The following is a 23341-nucleotide window of genomic DNA, read 5'->3' on the forward strand; positions in this document are numbered from 1 at the left end:
GCCCATCCCTGAACGGTCCGCCAGCACGCCGGGGCTGCCACCCCGCATGGCCCGCTGACAAGGAGCTCTGTGCATCACCCTACGACCCCGCACCCCCGCTGCGCACTCCGCTTCGGCCGCCCGGCCCCGAAGGCGGGGTGCTGAGGCGTGGCCCGGATACGCACCATCAAGCCCGAAGCCTTCGCCTCGGAGTCCCTGGCCGCGGTGTCGCTGTCGGCCGAGCGGACCTTCTTCGGCCTGCTGACCCAGGCCGATGACCACGGCCGCTTCCGCGACCAACCCGCCGTCATCGCCGGACTCCTGTGGGCGCTCCGCCCCGGCCACGGCCCCCTCGGCGTCGAGGACGACCTCACCCAGCTCGCCGCCGCCGACCTCATCTGCCGCTACGAAGGCGACGACGGCAAGCAGTACCTGCACATCGTCACCTGGCACCGCCACCAGAAAATCAACCGACCCAGCGGAGTCCGCGCACCCGCCTGCCCCCGCCACGAGGCCGCCGAGAGCAGTGAGCCGTCACGGCAGGGTCGGCGAGTCCTCCGTGAGGAGTCAGTGAGCCCTCACGGAGTCCTCACCGAGGGCTCGCGGCAGACGCACGAGCCCTCACCGAATCGCGAACCCGCAGGTCAGACGGGATTCGTCGAGCCTTCACCGAGGTCTCACGGAGGACTCAGTGAGGGTTCGATGAGCCCTCAGGGTCCGGATCTAGGACCTAGGATCCTGGACCTAGGATCAATCCCTTCGGGGGGCGCGAGCGCCCCAGCGCCCAGCCCCACCGTCTTGGCGAAGCAGCTCATCGGCGAGTACGTCGCGGCATGCGCGCACCGCCCGCCGGAGAAAGTTCTCGGGCACCTCGGCCGGGAAGTCCACCAGCTCCTGGGCGAAGACATCGCCGCCGACCACATCCGCGCCGGACTGGACCGGCTCCGAATCAAGGGGCTGAGCCCGAGCGTCCTGCCGAGCCTGGTCAACGAAGCGATGAACGCCTCCCCGGCACAGGCCAACTCCCGCACGCCGCATCGCGCGTGGACCAACCCGGCCGACATCGAGAACGCCTATGGCGGTGACCTGTGACCACCGCCACCCGCGAACCCCGCACCGCCGCAGGCGCGGTGAACCGTTGCGCGGCCATCCTCGCTGCCCGGGGCATCGATCCGGACGCGACGCCCGCGCCAGCAGGCACGGCACCGGTGACCGCGCTAGAGCTGGCCGACGCCCGCATCCCGCCCCGCTACCAGGGCGTCCTGCCCGACCACCCGCGCGTCACTGCCTGGGTCGCCGAGGTCACCGCCGCGAGCAGCCTCGGCCCCGGCAGCACGCGCGGGATCGCCACCGGCCCGTCGCTGCTGATCGCAGGCCCCACTGGCACCGGCAAGACCCACCAGGCCTACGGAGCGATCCGCGCTCTGCTGGCCGCAGGGGTGCGGCTGCGGTGGGAGGCGACGACCGCAGCCGACTTCCACGCCGCTCAGCGCCCCCAGCACGGCAGCGACCCCGAGCAGCAGCTCTGGCGCCTGGCCCGCAGCCCGCTTCTGCTGCTGGACGACCTCGGCGCGGCCAAGCAGTCCCCGTGGACCGAAGAGCTGACCTACCGGCTGGTCAACCACCGCTACAACCAGCTCCTGCCGACGCTGGTCACCACCAACCTGCCCGTCGCCGAGCTGCGCGACGCCGTCGGCGACCGCGTCGCTTCCCGCCTCGCCGAGATGACCGAACGCGTCATCCTCACCGGCCACGACCGCAGACGGCGCACTGCCGCCTCGTAACCGGCCCCGGGCCGCCCAGCCCGCCTTCACGCCACTCCCCCGCTTCGCTTCTCCGCTGACGCCTGCCCGCGCGCGGAAGCAGAACCCACACCGGAGTTCCCGCATGCCCCCGAACACCCCCGCCACAGCCCACCAGGCAACCGCCTGGGACCGCGCAGCCGTCGCCCTGCTGGGCGCCGCCGGCTGCACCCTCTCGTACGACGCCCTCCAGCAGATCGCCATCGCCATCCACATACGCCCCGCCCTGACCTACCTCTTCCCCCTGGTCATCGACGGCTTCATCGCCTATGGCGTCCGCGCCCTCCTGGTCCTGCGCAACGCGCCCTTTCGCGCCCGCCTCTACATCTGGACCCTCTTCGCCACCGCCACCACAGCCAGCGTCTGGGCCAACGCCCTCCACGCCGTCCGCCTCAACCAGCAGACCCACACCACCGGCCTGCACCTCGACGACACCACCGTCGGCATCCTGTCCACCATCGCCCCACTCGCCCTCGCAGGCGCCGTTCACCTCCACATCCTCATCACCCGCGGTGACACCACCTCACCGACGACCGGCACCGTTGCTCGGCCCGAGACCGCCGAGCGCAAGCCCGACATCCCCGTCGAGGTGCCGGTCGGCTCTGATCAGGAGATCCAGCACACCCGCCCCGAACTCCTTCCGGCAGCCCACGAAACCGGCCACCCGGTTCGCCGGATCGGCAGGCCGCCCAGCGCGGAACTGAACGAACTCCTCGTCCTCGCCCGCCCCGCCTTCCGCCTGCACGAAACCCCCACCCGCGCCGTGGTCCGCGAGACCATCCGCACCGCCGGCCACACCATCAGCGAGGACCGCCTCACCCAGCTCATCACCACGCTCCGCCGCGAACGCGACAACCACTGACCGGAAGTCTCCCCAGCTCAACCCGCAGACCAGCCAGGCTGGTCCGCCCAACCGGTCAAACGCTCCAGCGCGGACCACGCACCGCTGGAAGCCCTGCGGACCACCTCAGCAGCAAGAGGGGACCGTCATAATCCTCGGCCCGTTCACCCCGTGAACGGCCTGGCTGTTCCACCGGTGAACGGAGCTCCCGTTCACCCCGTGAACGAGCACGGCTCCCCTGTTCCGCCGCGGAACCCCGACCTGGTTCAGCGAAAGAGCACGGTCCCGTCCCGCGGCGGAACGCCGTGCCGGGCTCGCCTGCTACGTCGGTAGGGCCGGGTACAGGCCGGCCCGAACCACTCCCCTCGACCCCGGCTCCCTGAAACGAGAACCCCCATGCCCCACCACGCAACTCCCGTCACCCCGATGCCGACAGACTCCCAGCCCGTCCGCAACGAGACAGCTACCGGCACCGCCCACTCACCCAACGGCCCGGAAACCACCAACAGCCCAGCCTCCGGCGGAGCAAGTTGTGCGCTGGGACACTCCCCCGTCGGGGGAGCGCCCTGCACGCGCCCCTGCGCCCCAGGGGTGGCGCAGGACACCGGCCGCCAGGGGGCGACCAGTGCCGGGTGCGGGGCCGAGGGCGGCCCCGCACCAAGGACATCCCCGACCCGTACGGGACCGCAGCGACGCACCCGTACGCGCCAGAACAAGCAGCGCGACGCCGTCAGCGTCCGCCTCAGCACCACCGAACGCACCGAAGTAAAGGCCGCCGCCGACCACACCGGCGCAAGCCTCGCCAAGTTCATGGCACAGGCATCACTCGCAACCGCCCACGACATCAACCGCGTCGTGGCGAACCTGCTCGACCTGCGCGGCACCATCCGCGAACTCATGGCCGCCCGAACCGACCTGGCCCGGATCGGCAACAACATCAACCAGATCGCCCGCGCCATCAACTCCGGCGGCGACCCCATCGGTACCGAGGCCGCTCTCGCCGAGGTCCGCCGCGTTGCCGCTCGCCTCGAAGCCGCCGCCCAGACATTGGCCGACCGCGCATGATCCCGTCCATCCACAAGCCCGGCTCCAACACCGCCGGCGCCATCGCCTACCTCTACCGCACCGGCCGCGGCCACGAAGCCCACACCGACCCGCACCTCGTCGCCTCCCTCGACGGCCTCGCCCCCGACCCCGCCTGCGACCCAGGAGCCACCTTCAAGCAGCTCGCCGGCTACCTCGACCTGCCCGTTGAAGCCGTCGATCCCGCAGAGCGGCCCGACAAGCCTGTCTGGCACTGCTCGGTGCGCGCCGCCCCCGAAGACCCCGTACTCACCGACACCCAATGGGCCGACATCGCCCGCCGCATGGTCCACGCCACCGGCATCGCACCCGAAGGCGACGACGCCGCCTGCCGCTGGATCGCCGTCCGCCACGCCGACGACCACATCCACATCCTGGCCACCAAGGTCCGCCAAGACGGCACCAAACCCCGCGACTCCTACTCCTACAAACGCGCCCAAGCCGAAGCCCGCCAGATCGAAGCCGACTACGGACTGCGCCGCGTCACCCCCGGCGACGGGACCGCAGCCAAACGCCCCACCCGCGCCGAAACCGAAAAAGCCCACCGCACCGGCCGCCAGCGCACCCCACGCGAACAACTCCGCGCCACCATCCGCACTATCGTCGCCGTGGCCACCACCCCCGAGGAGTTCTTCCACCTCATGGCCAGCAGCGGCATGAAGGTCGAAGTCCTGCGCTTCCCCTCCGGCGACATCCGCGGCTACAAAGTCGCCCTCGACGACGACACCAACGCCGCAGGCCAGCCCATCTGGTTCTCCGGCTCCACCCTCGCCCCCGACCTGTCCTACCCCCAGATCCGCAACCGCCTCACCGCCACAAAACCCCCAGGGACCGGCCCACGTCAGCCCAACCCGTGGCACCAGGCCACCGCCGCCACCGAACGCATCCCCCACCACCTCGCCGGCACCGACGACGCAGCCTCCCAAGCCCACATCACCGCCTTCGCCGAAGCCCTCGACGCCCTCCCCCTCCAGGCCCCCGAGAACCTACGACCCCAGCTCCGCCAAGCAGCCCTCAACTTCGAACGCGCCAGCCGCTCCCGCATCCAAGCCGACCACCACCACGCCCGAGCCCTACGAGGCGCCATCCACACCATCGCCCGCCAACCGGTAGGTGGCGACGGCGCCGGGCTGGCCATGTTCCTCGACGCCGCCGTCCTCGCCGTGATCGCCATCCAACGCTGGCACACCGCCCGACACCACAACCAGCAAGTCGAAGCCACCCGCCGCACCCTCACCGACCTCCAGGACGCCTACGACCAGGCCGCAGCCGCGCCCCTGGCCGCGCTCGCCCAACGCCGCCCGCCCGAGCCGGCCATCGAAAGCCACGCCCAACGCATACGCCAGACCATCCCCACCCACGCCGACCAGATCCTCAACGACCCCACCTGGCCAGCCCTCGCCACCACCCTCACCGACGCAGAAACCGCCGGCCACGACCCCACCCAACTCCTCCACCATGCAGCAGACCAACGCGCCCTTAACGACCCCCGCTCCCCCACACAGGTCCTCACCTGGCGCCTCAAGCGCCTCACCCAACGCCAAGTCCCCAGCTCCCAAGCCCGAGCAGCCCAAGCCCGGAGCACCACCCTCACAGCCGGGAACCAACGCCCGGCCCCTCCGACGACCCTAATCCCGAAAAGCCTGGAGCCCGCCGAACGGCCGTCCCGCCCGCGCCGCTGACCGGCCACCAAAAATCCGACGGCCCCGCCCAGCCGCCACTGCATCCTCCTCGGATAGCAGCACGCTCAGTCACCACCGAATGCGAGAAAGTGCCGATTGGTAGATTTTCCCCACCCGGACCAGCGTCCGCACCGATGGCGGCCGTCTGCCCACCTTCTCCGCCATGTCGCCAGCGGCCCAGGCAAGCGGACCAAGGCAGGCTGCCGTAGGTTCGGCAACCACGATCCTGCCGCGGATGTCGGAGACCGCGTTCAGCGTCTCGTCGGCGAGCGTCCGGGCGCCCACGGATGTCGGTTCCTGCTGCACGAAACGGCGCCTGTCGAGACTTGTGGCAAGCAGCATCAGATATGCTAGGCATTGCATATGTCTGTTCCGTACATTGCCCTGACCAGCTCGCAGCATCAACTGCTGGCCGAGTTGGTGCTCAGCACTCTTCCTTCCCCCGCCCATGAGCCGGAATCCGCTGTGGCCCGTGGTCTCTCCCAGCACCAGATGCAGTCGGACGCGTCGGCCTTGCTGTGGATGGGGTTGATCGCGGAGTCAAAAGGAATCCTGTCGGTTACCCTGCTCGGATCGGTGGTCTACCAGCGTGCCGCGCGAGAAGATGCCGAGAACCGACTGGTCGCGGTGGCGGCGTTCGCAGATGCGCTGGAGGCTGCTTCGCATTCCGAGGTAGATCAGCGCCGCATCTCGTACGCCCTACGTCAGCTCGCGCAGGGCGCAATCACATTGGATGAGGCGGTCGGCTACCTGTCCTGAGCCAGTTGGGTCCGCTCCAACTCAAGCCTTGCTGTCGTGCTCTGTGAATAGTACTTCCGTGGCGTCGCGCCGTGCCTTACGCGCGGCAGCCGGCACTGGGAGCACTCCGGCAGTTTTTAGTTCCTCTTCTGTAACAACCGGACCGGCCAGGACCTCGACGAGCAGGTCTCGCTGGGCGGGCACCAGGTCGACCAGGCGACGCAGTACGGACAACAACTCGATGAGCTCAGTCGTCCACTCGCCCGGCCACTTGTCGACGCGAATGTCGTCGAGAGGGCTCGTCTTCTTACTGTTAGGGGAGGCCTTGCGGTAGCCGAACCATTTCCGCAGCACCTCCATGCCGCCGACATCGAAGGCCCACACATCATCGGGGACCGGCGCGAGAGTGCCCTGGCCGATGTACAGCGTCTGCGTTTCAGCGTCGTGTCGAAGCTTCTCCGGGACAGCCGTACCGATGTGGGTGAGGTAGCGGATCTGCCGAGGGTCGCCTTGGGCGAATTCGATACTTCCGAAGGGGCGGCCATTGTCCGGATCCGCGTAGCGTTCGCCGTAGGTCGAGGCCCAAAGCGCTTCTGCGCCAATCACGACGGCCTTCTGCCAAGTCTCCCTGTTCCGAGTGAGGGGGAGACGTACGCCGGGAGTGAGGAGCTCTTCAGTGAACTGCTCGGTGAAGACTGTGTGCCCGGCTACGGCAATGGTGTAGGCGGCCAGGTCTTGGACGGTGACTCTCTCCAGGTCGAGTTCGCGCGCGAGGTACATCAGTAGTCTGGTAGGGACGTTCGCAGAGCCGTCGGAGTGCAGAATCGGTATGTTCCGGCCGCCACGTCCATTGAAATGGTCGGTATCGGGGATTAGGGCGGTCGCTACCACTGCGGGGCCTGATTCGATCACGTGCGTGGACTGCTGGTTCAGGTACAGCTGACCGCTCTGGATCGCCTCCCACAACTCGGGGCGCGCAAAGTCGATGACACGGTTGTCGCCAATCAGCCACTGCCGATCGAAGCTGCGACGGGCGATACGGATCAGGTCGGGGTCAGCGGAGATCTCCTGCCCGATGGGGATTCGATGGACTGGCTGTCCCGGAAGCGGTGCCTTCTTCCGGTCGAGAGTGCGGTCGCGAGTCTCTTTGAAAAGCTCGGCCTTCTCGACAGGATTGTCCTCCCGGATCAGTCGGGACCAACGGCGGCGCAGGGTCTCGGGGGAAGGGGAGCTTACCCAGGAGCGGTTCGACGTGATTCCCAGGCTACTCCAGGGGAAGAGGTCGTCCAGTGCAGGGAAGTCCTCCCAGCCGGACTGTGCGACAGGGGTGAAGGGGCGTACGCCCTCCTGGTGCGCATCGCGCCATCCCCTGTCATCCAGCCCTATTTCCTTCATCTGTCGGAATTTTTCCGCGCGCTTGCCCGCGATAGCTCGGTAGTGGATTCGAGCTGGGCGCTCCGGGTCTGTGTCGGCACGACGCACAAAGATGCAGATAGCCAGGGGTTGGGCCACGCCAGGAAAGATGCGGGTGCCCACGTCCGCGCGCTGGCCCTCGGGTGAGAGGTTGATGATCCAACCTTCGTCGCAGGTACGACGGAGATAGTCACGCATGCCCCGTCCACTGGGCCCGGTGGCGAACCCCGACGGAGTGATGAAGCAGATCACTCCATGCTGGTCGGCGTCTTGGCCCTCGAAGACCTTCCACGTTGCCCAACGCCAGAAGTACACGTACATGTTCTTGAGCATGTGTTCGTACCGGCCATTGCCCGGATACCGAAAGGCGTCGAGTAGGGGCGGCTCCTGTTTCTTGGGGCGCTTCTCGACCCACCCACCGCGGTTCTCCGCCTTATGGTCGTACGGAGGATTTCCGATCACAACGGTGACGGGGATCTGTCCCTTCACGCGGTTCGCGCGCCTCCTGGAGGCGGAGAGGACGCCGTAGGTGGAGGCCAGCTCCTGCTCCTCCACAAAGGGGTTGTCCAGCGTGTCTGTCACGAAGAGGTTGAGCCCCCCATCAGGCAGCGGAGACTGGTGCCGCTTTAAGAGGTCTGAGGTGCGCAGCTCAGCGACAGCGAAGGGGCCCATCTGCAGCTCGAAGCCGTACAGTCGGTGCGCGAGCCGGCCGATGGCGTCCTGGCCCATGGCGGGACCTCTGGTCGCAGAAGCACGCGCGGCGACTCTCTCGATGATGGCGTGGAGGTAGGTCCCCGTCCCCATGGCTGGATCGACGATCCGCACGTCATCGTCGGCATAGCCTTTCGCCTTACCGAGCCGGGTACTCAGCACGTCCTCGGTAAGGCGGACCATCTCCTCCACTACCTCGCGCGGGGTGTAGTAGGAGCCACTCTTCTGCCGCAGCTTGGCGTCGTACACGGTGAGAAAGTTCTCGTACAGATGCAGATAGGCGTCCCGGTTGCCCCGACGGATGGCGGGCCAGTCGATGCAGGTGATGGTGTGCGTCAGCAGGTCCAGGGTCACCGAGAAGCGCTCGTTGACGTTGTCGGTGAGCAGTTGGAGGGCCTTGCCCATCAGCGCGTGGTCAGCGTCCAGCCTGCGGCCGACTTCATGGAGACCGCCCTCGGTGAGGGAAATGTCCTCCGTACGAGCCAGCAGCAGGGCGAAGGTCACTGCCTGCGCGTAGCCGTCGGCGAACGTCGCGTCGTCGGCGGAGGGAAACAGCAGCTTGCGCCAATCGCTCTTAAGCCCAGTGAACGGCCGGGCGCGCGCATCGTCCTCCGTATCGGAGGACTTAGCCTCTGCGGCAAGCTGCTCCAGTACAGCAGCCCGCAGCAGACGGCAAAGCGGGGCGATGTGTTGCACGAGACGGGAGACCTGGCGTATCGGGGGAGGTGCCCAGCATAAGAACGTCTTCAACAGTGCGTCGAACGCGGCCGGATCGGCAGGGGCGAGCCGCTCACCCGCGCTCTTTAGGGTGCCGGTGAACCGGACGGTCTCGCCGAGCTGGACTCCGTCGCGAAAGAGCCGCCACTCCGTGCCGTTGGTGTAGAGGAGGTTGGGCAGGTCGCGGAGCCGCTCCCACTGCTGCTTGTTGCGGCCTGTAAAGGCCTCGGGCTCGACGCTGAAGCCTGGCCTTTTGACCTCGACGTAGCCGGTCACGAGTCCATTGGCTTGGAAGGCGTAGTCCGGACGCACCCCGAGTTCGGGAATCGGGACCTCATCGTGCCAGGTCAGCTCGTGAAGGACGTGGTGATCGCCCACAGCCTTGAAGAGCGCTTCCAGAGGACTGCGGATCGCGGCCTCAGCGCTGCCTTCGCCGGCAAGCTTTCCCTTACACGAGCGACCGAACTCGGACACGGCCTTCAGTAGCCAGTTGTAGAAGCCGTCAGCCATGGTCCCCCCACAGGATCACCAGAAGGCGATGATCCTAACACCCGTTATTTCAGAACGATATGATGGTTCATCAGCTCGCTGTCGAGCCCGCCGGCCGTAGCGCTTGAATGAGGGATCGACCTCGATGTTCTTGATCGGGATGGAGTACTGCGCCCCATCAACGAGGCAAGCAGTCCGACGCCGCGCCGACCGTCGAAGCTCAGGTAGTTGCGTCGAGGACTGAGGGTCGGGCATCACCGGGCTTCCGCCACGCTGACCGGACCGGGTACCCCGTCTGCGCCCCGACCGCCGCGTAGTCGACGAGACCGAGCCCGAGTGGTGTGGCGACGACGCCGGCGCCCCGACCCCGTTCTTGCGCAGCCGAGATAGCGTGCTCATGCCCGGGGCCACCCCGGCCGCGCACACGAAGACGTACAGGAACGGCCTCTTCGGCGAACCGCGCACGCGGGCACTCCCAACCGACGACCGCAGCGATGCAGTTCCGGCAACGTACGATGCCGGTTGCGCGCAGCTATCTCGGCCGCCAGCTACCGCATGGCGCGGCGGCGTTCGTCCTGAGCGGCACGGCTTTCTGCGATACGCAGCGCCCGACCGGCGCGCCACACTGATCACAGCACATACGACGTCTACTCCCGCGGTCCAGACCCGCCACCAGGCTGGTTGGCACCACCGCGCGCCTTGTAAATGGGTCCTCCCCGCGGGCGCGGGGAGCAGTCTCGTTCATCTGCGGGTTCACGCAGAGGCGGACTTCGTTCTGACCAAGGCAGCGGACGGTATGACCAGGCATCACAAGCGAGGCGTACCGCGGACGCCCCTCCTAGAGAATCCCTGTCCACTTCCAGGGCCGGGGGCCATAACGGCCGCGCAGACAGTCCACGCGGTGTTGAGCTTGATCGCGCCATCGGGGATGGGCAGCCGCGTGTTGGGCAGCGTAGGTGACCAGGCGAAGTTCGCGGGTCCCGCCCAGCAGGTCGTAGCCGGACCATTCCGTCACGTCACATCCATAAAGGACGCAGAAGCGAATGTAGTCGGCTTCGGTGACGGCGCCGGTCGTCCTTGTACGCACCGCGGTTGAGGTGAGATCCCACTCCGGTGGTCCGACGGAGAATCGTTCCAGATCCATCAGCAGGCGGTCACCGCTGACGCGCACGATATTGCCCGGCCAGGCGTCGCCGTGGATGGCGCATTCGGGCAGTCCCGGTGGAAGGCCGGCCTCCCAGCGCTGAACGAGGTCGTCGTGCAGGTCGAGGAGCCAGCGGCGATCACTGTCGGGAAGCGTGGTGGCGGCGGTGAGACGTTCCCGGACGCGCACGAAAGGGTCCAGGCGTCCAATCGCGAAGTCGGGCGGTGGCAGGTCGTGGAGGTCCCGCAAGGCCAGGGCGACATCCTCGATCGTGCCGTGGGTGTGGGCCGGGACCTCCTCCCAGAAGGTCACGACGTGCCCAGCCCGCTCAAGGGGCTGCTCGACATCGAGGGGCGCGACCGCGCGGACGCCGTTGTCGGCAAGCCAGCGGGCAACGCGTATTTCCCTCAAGGCCGTGGCCAGCCGATCCGGCGGTGCGATCCGTACGACCACTCCTGAGACACGCCATACCTGGTTCTCAGCGATCCGTACGGGCTCGGCCCCCCGCGAATCAATGCCGACCGCGGCGCACGCTTCGTCGAGCGCCGCGCGGCCAAGCTCCGAGGTGCTCGTCATGCATGCAAGCTAGCGCCGATCCTCTCGCGCAGGGCCAGGGCTTCCGGCACCTTCGGATGCCGCGCGGCGAAGCGGCCCAGCTCACGGAGGTCTTCCGAGGCCCGGCGCGAGGTCAGCCCGCCGCTGAAGTCCAAGGCGCGATGGCCGATCGACGCGGCCTCGCGCGGGTCGCCCTTGAGCATGACCAGCGCGGCGAGCTTGGTGCACGAGATCGCCTTGGACCGGACGAATGCCGGCGCATGCCCCCGTACAGCATTTTGGAAGCGCTCCGCGGCCGGCGTCGGATCGTGGCCGTCCACTCCCACCGCGAGGTCCCAAAGGGCGTGCGCGGTATCTCCGTTGTGCTGAGCCTCGTCGTAGTAGGCCATCCACGGTGGTTCCTCAGCGGGACGGCGCTGGGCGAAAGCGTCGTCGGCCGCGCCCACTGCGGCCAGCGTCTCCTGGACGTTCTGCAGCTTCGCGAAAGCCCGTGCGCGGGCGGTGTGCAGCATCGCCCGCTCCGACGCGGTGAGCCGGTCGGATCGGACCAGCCCCTTCTCCGCGTTCGTCAGCCCGTCGTCACCGTCGCCGATCCAGATCGCCTGGCGCGCCAGGAAGGAATACCCCTTGGCCCGGAGGTGCCAGTGCTTGCCCTCTTCCGCGCACTCGACCGCGACTTTGAAAGCGACACGAGCCTCCTCGTGCCGGCAGACGTCGAACTGCGAGGCCCCGGCAACGAGTCCGAGCCGAGCGAGGGCGGCAAGGAAGTCGGCTCTGAGCCGGGGCGGACAGTCAGCGGACAGCAGGCTGACTGCCCAGCGCATGCAGTTGCCTGCCAACTCCCCAACCAGGCCGCCGCTGCCGTGCGAGTTGTCCCAACCTTGAAGCACGTTGGCGATGTCGAGGAGTTGGTCGATCTCGTTCCTGGTGATCCATTCGGGGACGGGCGGCGGGGCCACAGGGCTGAGGAGGCGGGTCAGCTCCAGCGGAGCGAGGGTGGCAAGGCTGCCGACGGCGAGGAAGGCACGACGTTCCACAGGCTCAGGACTCCTGTTCGGCGCAGTTGGGTCACCTCCCTCCAGCATGCGCCCCCGATGTGCCGTCCGGGTTCCCTCGCCTTGCCGACGGCCCAATGAATCCGCATCAGCGCGGCACTTATCCGCATCACCGAAGGCCATTCCCCACGCGCGAGCGAACAGACCGCCCGTCTCCAGGACTTCGTCCAGCCGCGCAGCTAAGTCCTCCGGGCACCGGTATTCGCCGCGCTCGATCTTCAGGACGACATCCACGCTGACCTGCACCCGAGCCGCAAGCGCGCCGGCGGTCTTGAAGCCGCGGGCCTTACGGCGCAGGCGGATCTCATGGCCGTACCACGCCTCCGGTGAGGCGGTTGGGTCGAGGACCTTCTCCGGCTGCGGCATACGCACTCCTGCCTCCCGATGAGGATTCCCGCCGGTATCCACATCGCCCTCTGCCCGCTCGGCTTCCGGGCTGTCTCAATAGTTGCTGACCGCTGCTGAACCAGTACACACCGCAGCCGGATTCCCGTGGACGGGTTTCCGGGCAACGAACTGGACTTGCCATGACGAACCTTCTTGAAGCCGCGCCGCCGGGAGCACGCAGCACTGCTCAGAGTGGCCCCGGGCAATTGTTGATCGAGCTGGAGCTGTCGGCGAAGTCCATCCACCACGCCAAGACGATCGCGCGGGAAAACGTCTGCCTGTGGGGCCTGGACGAGCTGGCGACGGACATCGGGCTCACCCTCGCAGAGCTGCTGACCAACGTCATGCGCCATGCGGCGCCAACCAGTCACGGGTATCCGAAGGTCAGCCGGTGCCTCGTCCAGCGCGTTCTCGGCGGAATCGTGGTGGTCGTCCACGACGATGATCCCTCGCTGCCGCAAGAGCGGGAGGTCGACGTGGACAGCCTCGACGGCCGCGGCCTCATGCTCGTGCGCGCACTCGCCGCAGACGTGACCGTGGTGCCGAGCCCGACGGGGAAGGACATCGTCGCCGTCTTCACATCCTCAGCCGTTTCGGTGCGCGCCGAACAGGACTTGCTGAAGTGACGGATCCGGTGTCCTTACCGCCCGCCGGCCGCCGAACGCGCAAGGCACCCGGTCGCCTTCACCAGGAGCCCGAGGCGGTGACCTGGGCGAGGGAGAAAGCAGGCCTGACCAAACGGGCCTTGGCCAGCCGGCTCGGGATATCCGAGCAGCTCATGGGCGAGATTGAAAGCGGCTGGCGGAGCGCCACCCCCGCAAACCTGATGAAGATCGCCGACGCGCTGAACTGCCCCTTGGTGGTCCTTGAGCGCAAACGTTCCGGAACCACTTCGAGCCCCGGCAGCCCGTCCCCGTTGACGGCCGAGGCCTGTACGAACCCGTCCCTACATCGTCCTGATCTGGAGACGCCATGCTGACTCCTCCCGACTTCTCCGGCCTGGAAGCGGCCTACCTGGGCCTGCTGACGCAGGTCAGCAACGATTTCGAGTTCCGCATAGCGCCGCGCGGCAACGACGCGCGCGAAGTGATCGGCGTCGGCTTCCGGCTGCCGGATCCGCGGCAGCGCCTGCCGTATCTGGCAGCCCGCAGGGTCAACCCGGTGTTCCACTTTGCCGAGGCACTGTGGCATCTGGCCGGACGCCGGGACCTGGAGATGATCGGCTACTACGCGCCGTCGATGGCATCCAGCTCGCGCGACGGCGTACACATCGACGGCTCGTCGTACGGACACCGCATCCTCACCCCGGCCGCGGGGGCGGACCGTTCCGCGTTCGACCGCGTGCTGGAGCTGCTGAGGCGCGAGACCGACAGCAAACGTGGCTTCATGCCGGTGTTCACCGCCGACGAGCTGGCCGTCGAGGACAACCCGGACATGGCGTGCCTGGCCGCTCTGCACCTGCTCCCGCGGGACGGACAGCTCCACATGGTCTGCACGATGCGGGCGAACGACCTGGACCGCGGGCTGCTCTCGGACGTCTTCTCGTTCACCATGTTCCAGGAGTACGCCGCCGTCCAGCTCGGCCTGGAACTGGGCTCCTACACGCACCACATCGGCTCGGCGCACATCTGCGACCGCGACGCCGAGCGGGTCCGGCAGGTTCTCGACGAGGCCACTCGGCGATTGGCGCCCCTGCACTTCGAGTTCCCGCCGATGCCTGCCACGACCACACCGGCGACGATCGCCCGGCTCCTGGAGCACGAGGAGGGTTTGCGTACCAACGCGGTCTCCTACCGTGTCGCCGACATCGAAGCGCTTGGCCTGGAGCCGTATTGGCAGCAGGTTCTGCTGCTGTTCGAGGTGTACCGCCGGATCGTCCACGAGGACGCCGACCGCGTCGATCCCCAGTTGCTGGGCCGACTGTGGCCGGGCCTTCGTTGGCTGCTCGGCCACAAGTGGTCGGCCTGCGCCGGCGCGGCGAGCATCCGGTGACCAGGAAGCTGCCCCGCAGCGGTGCCGTGGTGGGCGGGGTCGACTGGGCCCGCTGGTCGGTGATCCTGTGCAAGCCGGACGCCGGCGAGCGCGGGCTGAACGACACCGTTCTGAGCCGACTCGCCCTGCCGGGAGTGGAGTTGTCCGGGCGGTGCGAGATGACTGTCGAGGCATGGCAGATCCACGTCCACTACTGGGATCTGCTCGTGGACAAGGACTGGTTCCCTGACCGCGACATCCCGGCCTGCCTCGACGCGGAGTACGTCGGCCGGACCGTCACCGTCGCCCTCGCCTACGGGCTACCCGGGGTCCACACCCGGCTTCGCGCTGTCCTCGGCCACTTCGACCCGACCCGCGCAGCCGAGGGCACCATCCGCGGCGACCACGGTGACGACTCCCTCGGCAAAGCGCTCGCCGAACACCGGCTCGTCCGCAACCTCGTCCACACCTCCGACGACGCCGAAGCCGCCCGCCGCGACTTCGGCACCTGGTACGGCGCCGCGCGCCGCGATCTGCTCATGCCACGTCCGCGTACCACGGCGTGACGCCTGCTTCCCTCATGTGAAGGAGCCTCCATGGACACCACCGGGACGACCAACAAGCGCCGCGCGCTGCCGATCCTCGACTCGGGACAGATCGGCGCCCTCAAGCCCGCCCTGGCCGACGTGATCGAATACCGCAAGTCCGGCCTGTCGCTGAACTGGATCGTGGGCTGCCCCCTGGAGTGCGGGTACTGCGTCCGCCACCTGTTCGACAACTTCGGCATGAAGGTCCCTCGCCGCCTGATGAGTGACGAACAAGCCGTCCAAGCGCTGGTCGGCCATCGCTACTTCCGCCCGCACAGCACGCCCATCCAGCTCCTCAACCGCGCCACCGACCCGATGCTGCCGGTGGTCAAACCACACCTGTTCACCGTCCTGCGCGCGCTGGACGCACAGGAGCTGACCAACCACGTCCTGGTCATCACCCGCTGGCGCGTCACCCCCGAGGACTGCGCCGCCCTCAACTCCTTACGCCACCTTCGGGTGACGGTCCTGGTCACCCACTCCGGCATCGACCACCAGGCCATCGAACCGGTGGAGTCGCGTATTGCCGCCGACAGCCTGCGCACCCTGTTCGAGCATGCCGAGCGCTACCGCACGGTGCTGTACTGGCGGCCCATCGTGCCCGGCCTCAACGACTCCGAGGCCCACCTGCACCGCGCCCGCGAACTGTCCGCGTACGCCCACGCGACAGTCTTCACCGGCCTGTTCTTCCGCCAGGAGATCGCCGACTACTACCAGGCCCACGGCCTGCCGTTGCCGTATCAGGACACCGCACGCCGCAAGATCATGCCCAAGCAGGCGGAGCAACGGATCCTGGACTACTTCCACACCTCGGGGCGTTCTGACGCCCCCTGGGGCGCACTGTTCCGCAAGACCAGCTGCGCGGTGGCGTACGCGCACGGAGAAGCCGACTACAACGGCCACTACGGCATCCGTGAGCTCTGCGACATCTGCCCGTCCGAGCAGATCGCGCGCTGCGCCGGCGCCTGGGTACGGCCAGACCTGGCCCAGGTGACCGCCGACGCGCGCGCCCTCGGCGCAACCGGCCCCGTCGAGATCGACGAACGCGCCATCATCGTCGAAGGCCTGGACGAACCGCCGCGCTACTTCCTCCAGCACGGCTACGGCTTCCAGTGCCACGACCGCAGCAAGCCGCACCACCACCGCCTGCACGGACGCGCCCCCATCGGATGGCCCGGCCCGGCGGAGAACGGAACCGCCCCGTGAATTACAGCGCCTGGCCGGCACTGTTCGTCGTGGACGTCGAGGGCAACGGCGCCAGCCCGCCGGACCTGGTCGAGGTCGCCGCCCTTCCGATCCGTGAGGGCCGACCCGACACCTCCGCCGCCGGGGCGTGGCTGATGCGCCCACCCCGGCCAGTGACCCCGCGCGCCGCCCATGTCCACGGCCTGACCAACGACCGCCTCGCCGACTCACCCCCGTGGGACGACGTCTCCGGCGCCGTCCACGACCTGCTCGGCACCGCATGGATCTGCGCCCACAACGCCCACACCGACTACCGCGTCCTGACCGCCCACCTCCCCGACTGGCAGCCCACCGGCGTCCTGGACACCCTCCGCCTGGCCAAGACCACCCACCCGGACCTGCCCGGCTACAGCCTTGATGCCCTCATCACCCGCCTCACCCCCGACCTGAGCGCCGCGCCTGCGGCGGGCCGGCACCGCGCCACCTATGACGCCTACGCCACCGCCCAACTACTCATCTCCATGGCCGCCCACTACCTCACCTGGGACGAGCTCGTCGCCGTAGCCGTCCCGCCCAGCCTGCCCGGCGCCCCACAACCCGAAGAGGACCCAACCCTGTGGTGAGCCCCGCCCCCACCTCCCTGCCCGTCCGTATCGGCATCACCAGAACCCACTCCACGGGCAAGACGCTGTTACTGAAGCGGATCGAGATGGAGCTGCACAGCCACGGCCTGACCGTGGCCCGCACCGGCCGCCTGGCCAAGCGCGCCGCCGCCCTCAGACTCCCCAAGATGCACCACCACACCGCTGCGTCGACCGAGTGGATCATCTGCCAGGGCGTCGCTGACGCCCTCGCAGCCGGGGCTCAGGGCGCAGACGTCGTCCTCGTCGACCGTGCACCGATCGACGCCCTCGCGTACTACAACGCCGCCCTAGACCACCGCGACGAGCCAGCCGACCCACTGGAGCACGAACGCCTACGGCGCCTCGCCACCACCCAGCACCCCACCTTCACCCTGCTCCTGGCAACCGTCCTCGACCCCGACATCCCCGCCTTGGCCACCGACGGCCACCCGTACGACCCCCACTACCGCACGCTGGTCGACACCCACGTCCACACCCTGCTCGCCGAAGAACACCTCGACCACGTACGCGTCACCAGCGCCTCCGCCAGCGTCGATGCCGCCATCGCGCGGGCAGTCAGTCTGTGTCTGGAGTCAATCGCCCCGTGACCGCCGACCCAACGACGAACCCGTCTGCCACCCACAGGGTGTGGACGATCGCGCGCATCCAGAACACCCTCACGAGCCCCGTTCTCATCCGACGCTTCCTGCTGGACATCAGCCACGCCCCCGACCACCAGGTCATGAACGTCTTCACCGCATGGCAACGCGTCGCGGCGAGCATCGAAGCAAACGCCTCCGGCGCAACCACAACTGCCGAACACGGCGAGCCGTCCACAGGCCACCGGAACTGCAACTCCGACCATGAACGCGGTTGACCCAGCCACTCGGGCTCTTCCCTGCACGAGGAACCGCTGCTAGCTGGGCGTTGTGGGTAAGCCCCTCGAGCGTGGGGCGCAGCCTCCGCAGCACAGCGCCGCGGTCACGCAATGGGGTCCACCCCTGAGTGTGCAAGGAGCCGCTGCGGTCCGTGTCCCGATACGGCTCAGCAACCCCTGCCGAAGACCAGTGGGAAAGACCGGCCGCCGGTTAGGCTCGACGGACGATCACGCCGCGCAGTCAGCGGCGGCCCTTGCTCTGTCAGAGAGGCGGTACCACCCTATGAGCAGCGCGGGCGGGGCGTCAGAGGCACCAGATCCCCGACTGGTACGCCTGGCTGGGCAGTCCCGCAACTTCGGGTTCCTGCTGCCGCATCTCCCGCTGCTCGTCGCATACGGAACCGCCGCCGAGAGCCATGTTTTCAGTGACCCGAACACGTCGCTCATCAAGTCCCGTCAATACGCCGAGGCCATGGTGGCCGACCTGGTCAGCCGGGCCCGGGTTCGGGTGGAAGGCAGTACCCAGTACGAACGACTGCAGGCACTGGACAGGGAGGGCTACCTCCACGGCGACGTGAGCACGGCCTTCCACGAGGTACGCACCCTCGGGAACGACGCGAACCACTCGGGACTTGACAACGCCGACGACGCCTTCCGGGCCCTCCGTACCTGCTTCCGTCTCGGCGTCTGGTACCACCGGCTGCTCACCGGCTCGCGCGAGCAGCTGCCGTTCGTACCGCCCAGCCCCGACCGAACTCCGGCCGCCGAGAACGAGCGCCTGCTTCAGGACGTCGCCCAGGCCCGCAAGGAACTCGAGGACGCCCGCCTTAGCTACCACGACCAGGCATCCCATGCCCAGGCCGAACAGGCCGCCCGGAGCGCCGTCGAGCACGAGCTGGCCCAGGCGCAGGCCGAGCGTGAGGAGCTGGCCCGCGCCGTCACGGCCATGCAGGACCAGCTCAAGGAGTTCCAGGCCACCGCCGAGGCCACGCGGATCGGCCGCAGCCGCGCCGACCGCGCCGACCGGGCCGCCGCGTCGACCGCAGTCGCCGAGCGCGCCCGTCTCCTCGACAACGCAGAGCAGGCCTCCCGGGAACCCCTCACCGAGGTGCAGGTCCGCAAGCAGCTCGACGCGATGCTCAGGGCGGCCGGATGGGACGTCCAGAACGGCGGCGCGAATCTCAACCTCCACGTCCAGGGCGACCGGCGGGGCAACGGCATCGCCGTTCGCGAAGTCACCACTGCCAAGGGCCGCGCCGACTACGCCCTCTACGTCGACCGCAGACTCGTCGGCGTCATCGAGGCCAAGCGCGAGGGCGCCGACCTGTCCGCCGCCGAGACACAGGCCGACCGTTACGCCGACCATCTCACCGACGCCCAGCAGCGCCTCAACGCCTGGCGCACCCCGCTTCCGTTCCGGTACGTGAGCGACGGCGGCGAGACCCGCTTCCGGTCCATCCTCGACCCGGACTCCCGTACCCGCCGCATCTTCTCCTTCCACCAGCCGCGCACCCTCGCCCGCTGGGTCCGCCAGGCCGAGGAGGACGAGCAGGCCCCCAGCTACCGGGCCCGGCTGCGCTGGCGCATGCCCGACCTCAACGAACGCCCGCTGCGCCCGGCGCAGATCAAGGCGGTGCGCGGTGTGGAGGACTCGGTGGCGCTCGGCAAGGGCCAGCAGGGGATGGGGCAGTCCCGTTCCCTCGTCCAGATGGCCACCGGCGCCGGCAAGACGTTCACGGCCGTGACGTTCTCGTACCGGATGCTCAAGTACGCGCGCGCCGAGCGCGTCTTGTTCCTCGTCGACCGCAACAACCTCGGTGTGCAGGCCTTCGCCGAGTTCGAGAACTTCAAGACTCCCGACACCGACCGCAAGTTCGCCGACCTCTACAACGTCCAGCGCCTCGGCGCGGAGGGCATGTTCGCCTCCTCCAAGGTCGTCATCTCCACAGTCCAGCGCCTCTACATGGAGCTGACCGGCGCGAGCCTGCCGGGCAGCGACCGCGGCGACGGCGAGATCGACTACGACGTCGACGTGCCGGGCGGCATCCAGGTCGGTTACAACGCCGGCATCCCTCCGGAAGCTTTCGACCTGATCGTCGTCGACGAGTGCCACCGCTCCATCTACGGCAAGTGGCGCTCTGTCCTCGAATACTTCGACGCCCCCATCGTCGGCCTCACCGCCACGCCCGTCGCCCAGACCTTCGGCTACTTCAACGGCAACCTGGTCAGCGAGTACTCCTACCAGGAGGCGGTGGCCGACCGCGTCAACGTCGATTTCTCCGTCTATGAGATCGAGACGCGGATAACGGCCGAGGGCGGTGTCATCGCACACGGCACCATCCCCGTCCGCGACCGTCGCACCCGCCGCCAGCGCTATGAGGACATCGACGAGGACATCGAGTACGGCGCCAATCAGGTCGGTGTCGGAGTCATCAGCAAGGATCAACTGCGTACGGTCGTCCAAACCTTCCACGACCGGCTGTTCACGGAGATCTTCCCCGAGCGGGCCAAACACGACCCGGCCACGGGCGCGCTGCGGTGGGACGAGATGTACGTGCCCAAGACGCTGGTCTTCGCCAAGAACGACAACCACGCGGAGGAGATCGTCGAGGTCGTCCGTGACGTCTTCGGCAAGGGCAACGACTTCTGCGCGAAGATCACCAGCGCGGCTCGCAACGCCTCCGAGCGCCTCGCGGCCTTCCGTAACCTCCCGGAGCTGCGCATCGCCGTCACTGTCGACATGATCGCCACAGGCACGGACGTCAAGCCGCTGGAATGCCTGCTGTTCCTCAGGGACGTCAAGAGCTGGGCGTACTTCGAGCAGATGAAGGGCCGCGGCGCCCGGACCCTCTCCCTCACCGACTTCGAGAAGGTCACCCCCGGCGTCGGCCCCAAGACCCGCTTCGTGATCGTCGACGCGGTCGGCGTGACGAAGAAGCCGAAGGTCGACGCGGCACCGCTGGAACGCCACACTGAGAAGCAGATCAGCCTGGAAAAGCTGCTCCGCAAGACCGCCGCGAACACCATCGAGGAGGAAGAGGTCTCCACCCTCGCCGCCCGCCTCGCCAAGCTCGACCTCCAGATGACGGCCGAGGAACGCACCGAGATCCAACGGCTGAGCGGCGGACTGCAGCTGAAGAAGATCGTTCACGGCATGGTCGAAGCCGTCTCGGCGGACCGGCAGCTGGAAGTCCGAGAGGCCGCCGAACGCGCGGGCCGCGATCCCGAGCGCGCGGTACGCGACCTCATCGAGCAGTCCGTCCGCCCTCTCGCCGCGACACCGCCGCTGCGCGCCCGCCTGCTGGAGATGCGGCGCGCGAAGGACATCCTCTATGACGAGAACGGCACCGACGAGCTGCTTCGCGCCGGGGCCATCGCCGACGACGAAGACGCGGCGACGAAGACGGTCCGCGACTGGCGCAGGTACATCGAGGAGAACCGCGACGAGATCGCGGCGCTATCCGTCGCGTTCAGCGCCGGCTCCGACGTGCCGCCCGGCGTCGCCATGGACCGGCTCAGGGACGTGGCCCGCAGCATCGCCCGCCCGCCGCGCGCGTGGACTCCGGACAGACTGTGGAAGGCGTACGAGAAGGTCGGCGAGGCGATGAAAGACGGAGCCCAGCGCAAGCCCACGGCCTCCGATCTGCTCGCCCTGCTCCGCTACGAACTCGCGGGCGGCGCCGCACAGGGCGTCCCCGCACCTCGCCCGTACGAGGTGCTCGTACGCGAGCGTTACCAGGCCTGGATCGCCCGCCAGGAACAGGCGGGCGCGCGTTTCACCGAACGGCAGCGCTGGTGGCTCGACCGCATCGCCGCGGCGACGGCCGAGCGTGTACGCTTCGACACCGCTGACCTCGACTACGCCCCTTTCACCTCCCGCAACGGCACGGACGGATTCCTCGCGGAATTCGGGGGGACGCGGGCGGAATACATCATCAATGAGCTGGACAGGGAGCTGAGCGCGTGACGACCGACTCGGGTGTGAAGCCGGGAGGTTCGGGCTCCGGGGGCGATGTCGCGGACGCGGGGGGGCTGCCTGCGGGGTGGGTTCGGGCGACCATCGGGGAGTTGTGCGATGTGAATCCCCGAGGGTTTGATGAGGAACTCGACGATGATGAGCTCATCTCTCAGGTGCCTATGGCTTCCGTCGAAGCGGAGACAGGACGCATGGATGCGTCGACTCAGATTCGATATGGCGATTTCAAGAAGAAGTCGCTGACCAGGTTCCAGGAAGACGACGTACTCTTCGCGAAGATCACGCCCTGCATGGAGAACGGGAAGATCGCGAAGGCGCGAGGGCTGGCGGGCGGCCGAGCTCTGGGAAGCACCGAATTTCACGTGCTGCGAAGTCGAGGGGCTGTTCTCCCTGAATACATGATGCACTTCCTGCTGCAACGGCAAGTTCGCCGTGCTGCGGAGCATCACATGACCGGCGCTGTAGGTCAACGCCGCGTGCCACGCCCTTATCTGGCCGAACTGGAGATCCCGGTGCCGCCCCTCGCCGAACAGCACCGCATCGTCGCCAAACTGGACGATCAGTTGGCGTACATCGAGATGGGAGAGGGATCTCTAGGTATTGCGGGCACAAAAGGGAAGAATTTTCTTCAGGCCGTCCTTCATGATGCCTTGCGTGGAAAACTCGTCTCCGAAGACCTTTCTGAGGGAGATGCGCAGGATCTCGTCCGGGACTCCGCAGCCTTGAATGAGGGGCCTTGGGATATCCCCGACGGATGGCGTTGGACAACTATAGGAAGCCTTTTCAAGGTTGCTGTTGGGTCAACTCCCTCACGCGGCAATTCAGCTTACTGGGGTGGCAATGTCCCCTGGGTGAGCAGCGGAGAGGTGTCGTTCGCTCGAATTTCATCTACGAGAGAGTCAATCACGGTTGATTCGATCACAAATCCTGAGACTCGGATCCATCCGCCCGGAACGGTGATGATCGCGATGATCGGCGAAGGGCGGACGCGGGGACAGGCGGCAATCCTTGACATTCCTGCGGCACACAACCAGAACTGCGCATCGATCCGAGTCTCAGAAACTGCTATTGTGCCCGAATTTGTGTACTATTTCCTCATGGCTCGCTATGAGGAAACGCGCAAGGAGGCTTCAGGGGGCAATCAGCCGGCGCTCAACAAGGGGAAGGTTCAGAACCTCGAAATTCCAATCCCGCCTCTTGGCACGCAGCGGAACATAGTTGCTCGTGTTCAGGAATTGGAAGAGGACCTGCGGGGACTGGGAGAAGCGGTGACTGACGGCTGGGCGAGGGCGTCGAGGCTCCGAAATACTCTTCTCCATGCAGCCTTCACCGGAGCTCTGGTGCCCCAGGATCCCGATGACGAGCCGGCATTTGTCCTCCTCGACCGGATCCGTGCTCAGCGGTCGTCCGCAGTGAGGCCAGCCGGGCGCAAACGTGCACCCCGTACGACTGTCCCGGCTGCCCCCCAGGCTTCCGGTCGACTGGTTCCCTCCGGTACCCAAGAAGCACTTCCCCTGTGAGCACTG

General features: G+C 67.7%; 20 protein-coding genes and 2 pseudogenes. 16 read left to right on the forward strand and 6 right to left on the reverse strand.

Annotation, left to right across the window (positions count from 1 at the left end; translation table 11 throughout):
* Positions 1-147 precede the first annotated feature (147 nt).
* The 5 genes from OHA86_RS17175 to OHA86_RS17195 all read left to right on the forward strand — a co-directional run bounded on the left by OHA86_RS17175 (position 148) and on the right by OHA86_RS17195 (position 5387).
* The gene (locus OHA86_RS17175) at positions 148-1071 is read left to right on the forward strand and encodes a hypothetical protein (protein ID WP_329176387.1); all 924 of its coding nucleotides are present in this window, start codon (positions 148-150) and stop codon (positions 1069-1071) included.
* Positions 1068-1763 (forward strand): ATP-binding protein, encoded by a 696-nt coding sequence (locus OHA86_RS17180; protein WP_329176389.1) that lies wholly within the window; start codon positions 1068-1070, stop codon positions 1761-1763. The genes OHA86_RS17175 and OHA86_RS17180 overlap by 4 nt, the downstream gene beginning before the upstream one ends.
* Before the next feature lie 103 nt (positions 1764-1866).
* Positions 1867-2643: a DUF2637 domain-containing protein gene (locus tag OHA86_RS17185; protein WP_329176390.1), complete on the forward strand. Its 777-nt coding sequence runs from the start codon at positions 1867-1869 to the stop codon at positions 2641-2643.
* Between the two features lie 570 nt (positions 2644-3213).
* Positions 3214-3687, forward strand: a complete 474-nt coding sequence (locus OHA86_RS17190) for a MobC family plasmid mobilization relaxosome protein (protein ID WP_329176392.1) — start codon at positions 3214-3216, stop codon at positions 3685-3687.
* Positions 3684-5387 carry a relaxase/mobilization nuclease domain-containing protein gene (locus OHA86_RS17195; RefSeq protein ID WP_329176394.1) on the forward strand — a complete coding sequence of 568 codons (1704 nt, stop codon included), beginning with the start codon at positions 3684-3686 and terminating at the stop codon, positions 5385-5387. Before OHA86_RS17190 ends, OHA86_RS17195 begins: the two co-directional genes overlap by 4 nt.
* A 69-nt stretch (positions 5388-5456) precedes the next feature.
* Here OHA86_RS17195 and OHA86_RS17200 read toward each other — a convergent pair whose 3' ends face one another.
* Positions 5457-5729 (reverse strand): hypothetical protein, encoded by a 273-nt coding sequence (locus tag OHA86_RS17200; RefSeq protein ID WP_329176397.1) that lies wholly within the window; start codon positions 5727-5729, stop codon positions 5457-5459.
* A gap of 21 nt (positions 5730-5750) precedes the next feature.
* Here OHA86_RS17200 and OHA86_RS17205 point away from each other — a divergent pair, with 21 nt between their 5' ends.
* The gene (locus tag OHA86_RS17205) at positions 5751-6146 is read left to right on the forward strand and encodes a hypothetical protein (RefSeq protein WP_329176398.1); all 396 of its coding nucleotides are present in this window, start codon (positions 5751-5753) and stop codon (positions 6144-6146) included.
* 21 nt (positions 6147-6167) lie between these two features.
* Here OHA86_RS17205 and OHA86_RS17210 read toward each other — a convergent pair whose 3' ends face one another.
* From OHA86_RS17210 to OHA86_RS17230, 5 genes and pseudogenes are all read right to left on the reverse strand, one after another.
* Positions 6168-9476: a type ISP restriction/modification enzyme gene (locus tag OHA86_RS17210; RefSeq protein WP_329176399.1), complete on the reverse strand. Its 3309-nt coding sequence runs from the start codon at positions 9474-9476 to the stop codon at positions 6168-6170.
* A gap of 223 nt (positions 9477-9699) precedes the next feature.
* Positions 9700-9854: pseudogene (locus OHA86_RS17215) on the reverse strand (flavoprotein); the annotation flags it as partial.
* A 65-nt stretch (positions 9855-9919) separates the two neighbouring features.
* A pseudogene (locus tag OHA86_RS17220) lies at positions 9920-10066 on the reverse strand (helix-turn-helix domain-containing protein); the annotation flags it as partial.
* Positions 10067-10293: 227 nt separating this feature from the next.
* On the reverse strand, positions 10294-11175 hold the full coding sequence (locus tag OHA86_RS17225) for an aminoglycoside phosphotransferase family protein (protein WP_329176402.1): 882 nt from the start codon (positions 11173-11175) through the stop codon (positions 10294-10296).
* A complete protein-coding gene (locus OHA86_RS17230; RefSeq protein WP_329176403.1) occupies positions 11172-12575 on the reverse strand; it encodes a helix-turn-helix domain-containing protein in 1404 nt (467 codons plus the stop codon). Before OHA86_RS17230 ends, OHA86_RS17225 begins: the two co-directional genes overlap by 4 nt.
* A gap of 161 nt (positions 12576-12736) precedes the next feature.
* Here OHA86_RS17230 and OHA86_RS17235 point away from each other — a divergent pair, with 161 nt between their 5' ends.
* From OHA86_RS17235 to OHA86_RS17280, 10 genes are all read left to right on the forward strand, one after another.
* On the forward strand, positions 12737-13222 hold the full coding sequence (locus OHA86_RS17235; protein ID WP_329176404.1) for an ATP-binding protein: 486 nt from the start codon (positions 12737-12739) through the stop codon (positions 13220-13222).
* Between the two features lie 119 nt (positions 13223-13341).
* Positions 13342-13575, forward strand: coding sequence for a helix-turn-helix domain-containing protein (locus OHA86_RS17240; RefSeq protein ID WP_329182445.1), 234 nt, complete (start codon positions 13342-13344; stop codon positions 13573-13575).
* Positions 13569-14588, forward strand: coding sequence for a thymidylate synthase (locus OHA86_RS17245; protein ID WP_329176406.1), 1020 nt, complete (start codon positions 13569-13571; stop codon positions 14586-14588). The genes OHA86_RS17240 and OHA86_RS17245 overlap by 7 nt, the downstream gene beginning before the upstream one ends.
* Complete coding sequence (locus OHA86_RS17250) at positions 14585-15133, forward strand: nucleoside-diphosphate kinase (RefSeq protein WP_329176408.1); 549 nt, start codon at positions 14585-14587, stop codon at positions 15131-15133. Before OHA86_RS17245 ends, OHA86_RS17250 begins: the two co-directional genes overlap by 4 nt.
* A 30-nt stretch (positions 15134-15163) precedes the next feature.
* Complete coding sequence (locus OHA86_RS17255) at positions 15164-16360, forward strand: radical SAM protein (RefSeq protein WP_329176410.1); 1197 nt, start codon at positions 15164-15166, stop codon at positions 16358-16360.
* Positions 16357-16962: a 3'-5' exonuclease gene (locus tag OHA86_RS17260; protein WP_329176411.1), complete on the forward strand. Its 606-nt coding sequence runs from the start codon at positions 16357-16359 to the stop codon at positions 16960-16962. The genes OHA86_RS17255 and OHA86_RS17260 overlap by 4 nt, the downstream gene beginning before the upstream one ends.
* On the forward strand, positions 16959-17570 hold the full coding sequence (locus OHA86_RS17265; RefSeq protein ID WP_329176413.1) for an AAA family ATPase: 612 nt from the start codon (positions 16959-16961) through the stop codon (positions 17568-17570). The genes OHA86_RS17260 and OHA86_RS17265 overlap by 4 nt, the downstream gene beginning before the upstream one ends.
* On the forward strand, positions 17567-17839 hold the full coding sequence (locus tag OHA86_RS17270) for a hypothetical protein (protein WP_329176415.1): 273 nt from the start codon (positions 17567-17569) through the stop codon (positions 17837-17839). Before OHA86_RS17265 ends, OHA86_RS17270 begins: the two co-directional genes overlap by 4 nt.
* 283 nt (positions 17840-18122) lie before the next feature.
* A complete protein-coding gene (locus tag OHA86_RS17275) occupies positions 18123-21806 on the forward strand; it encodes a DEAD/DEAH box helicase family protein (protein ID WP_329176417.1) in 3684 nt (1227 codons plus the stop codon).
* Entirely contained in the window at positions 21803-23335 is a 1533-nt protein-coding gene (locus OHA86_RS17280) for a restriction endonuclease subunit S (RefSeq protein WP_329176419.1), read from the forward strand. The genes OHA86_RS17275 and OHA86_RS17280 overlap by 4 nt, the downstream gene beginning before the upstream one ends.
* The last annotated feature ends 6 nt before the right edge of the window (positions 23336-23341 follow it).

Source organism: Streptomyces sp. NBC_01477 (genome assembly GCF_036227245.1).
In the GTDB taxonomy this organism is placed as follows: Bacteria; Actinomycetota; Actinomycetes; order Streptomycetales; family Streptomycetaceae; genus Actinacidiphila.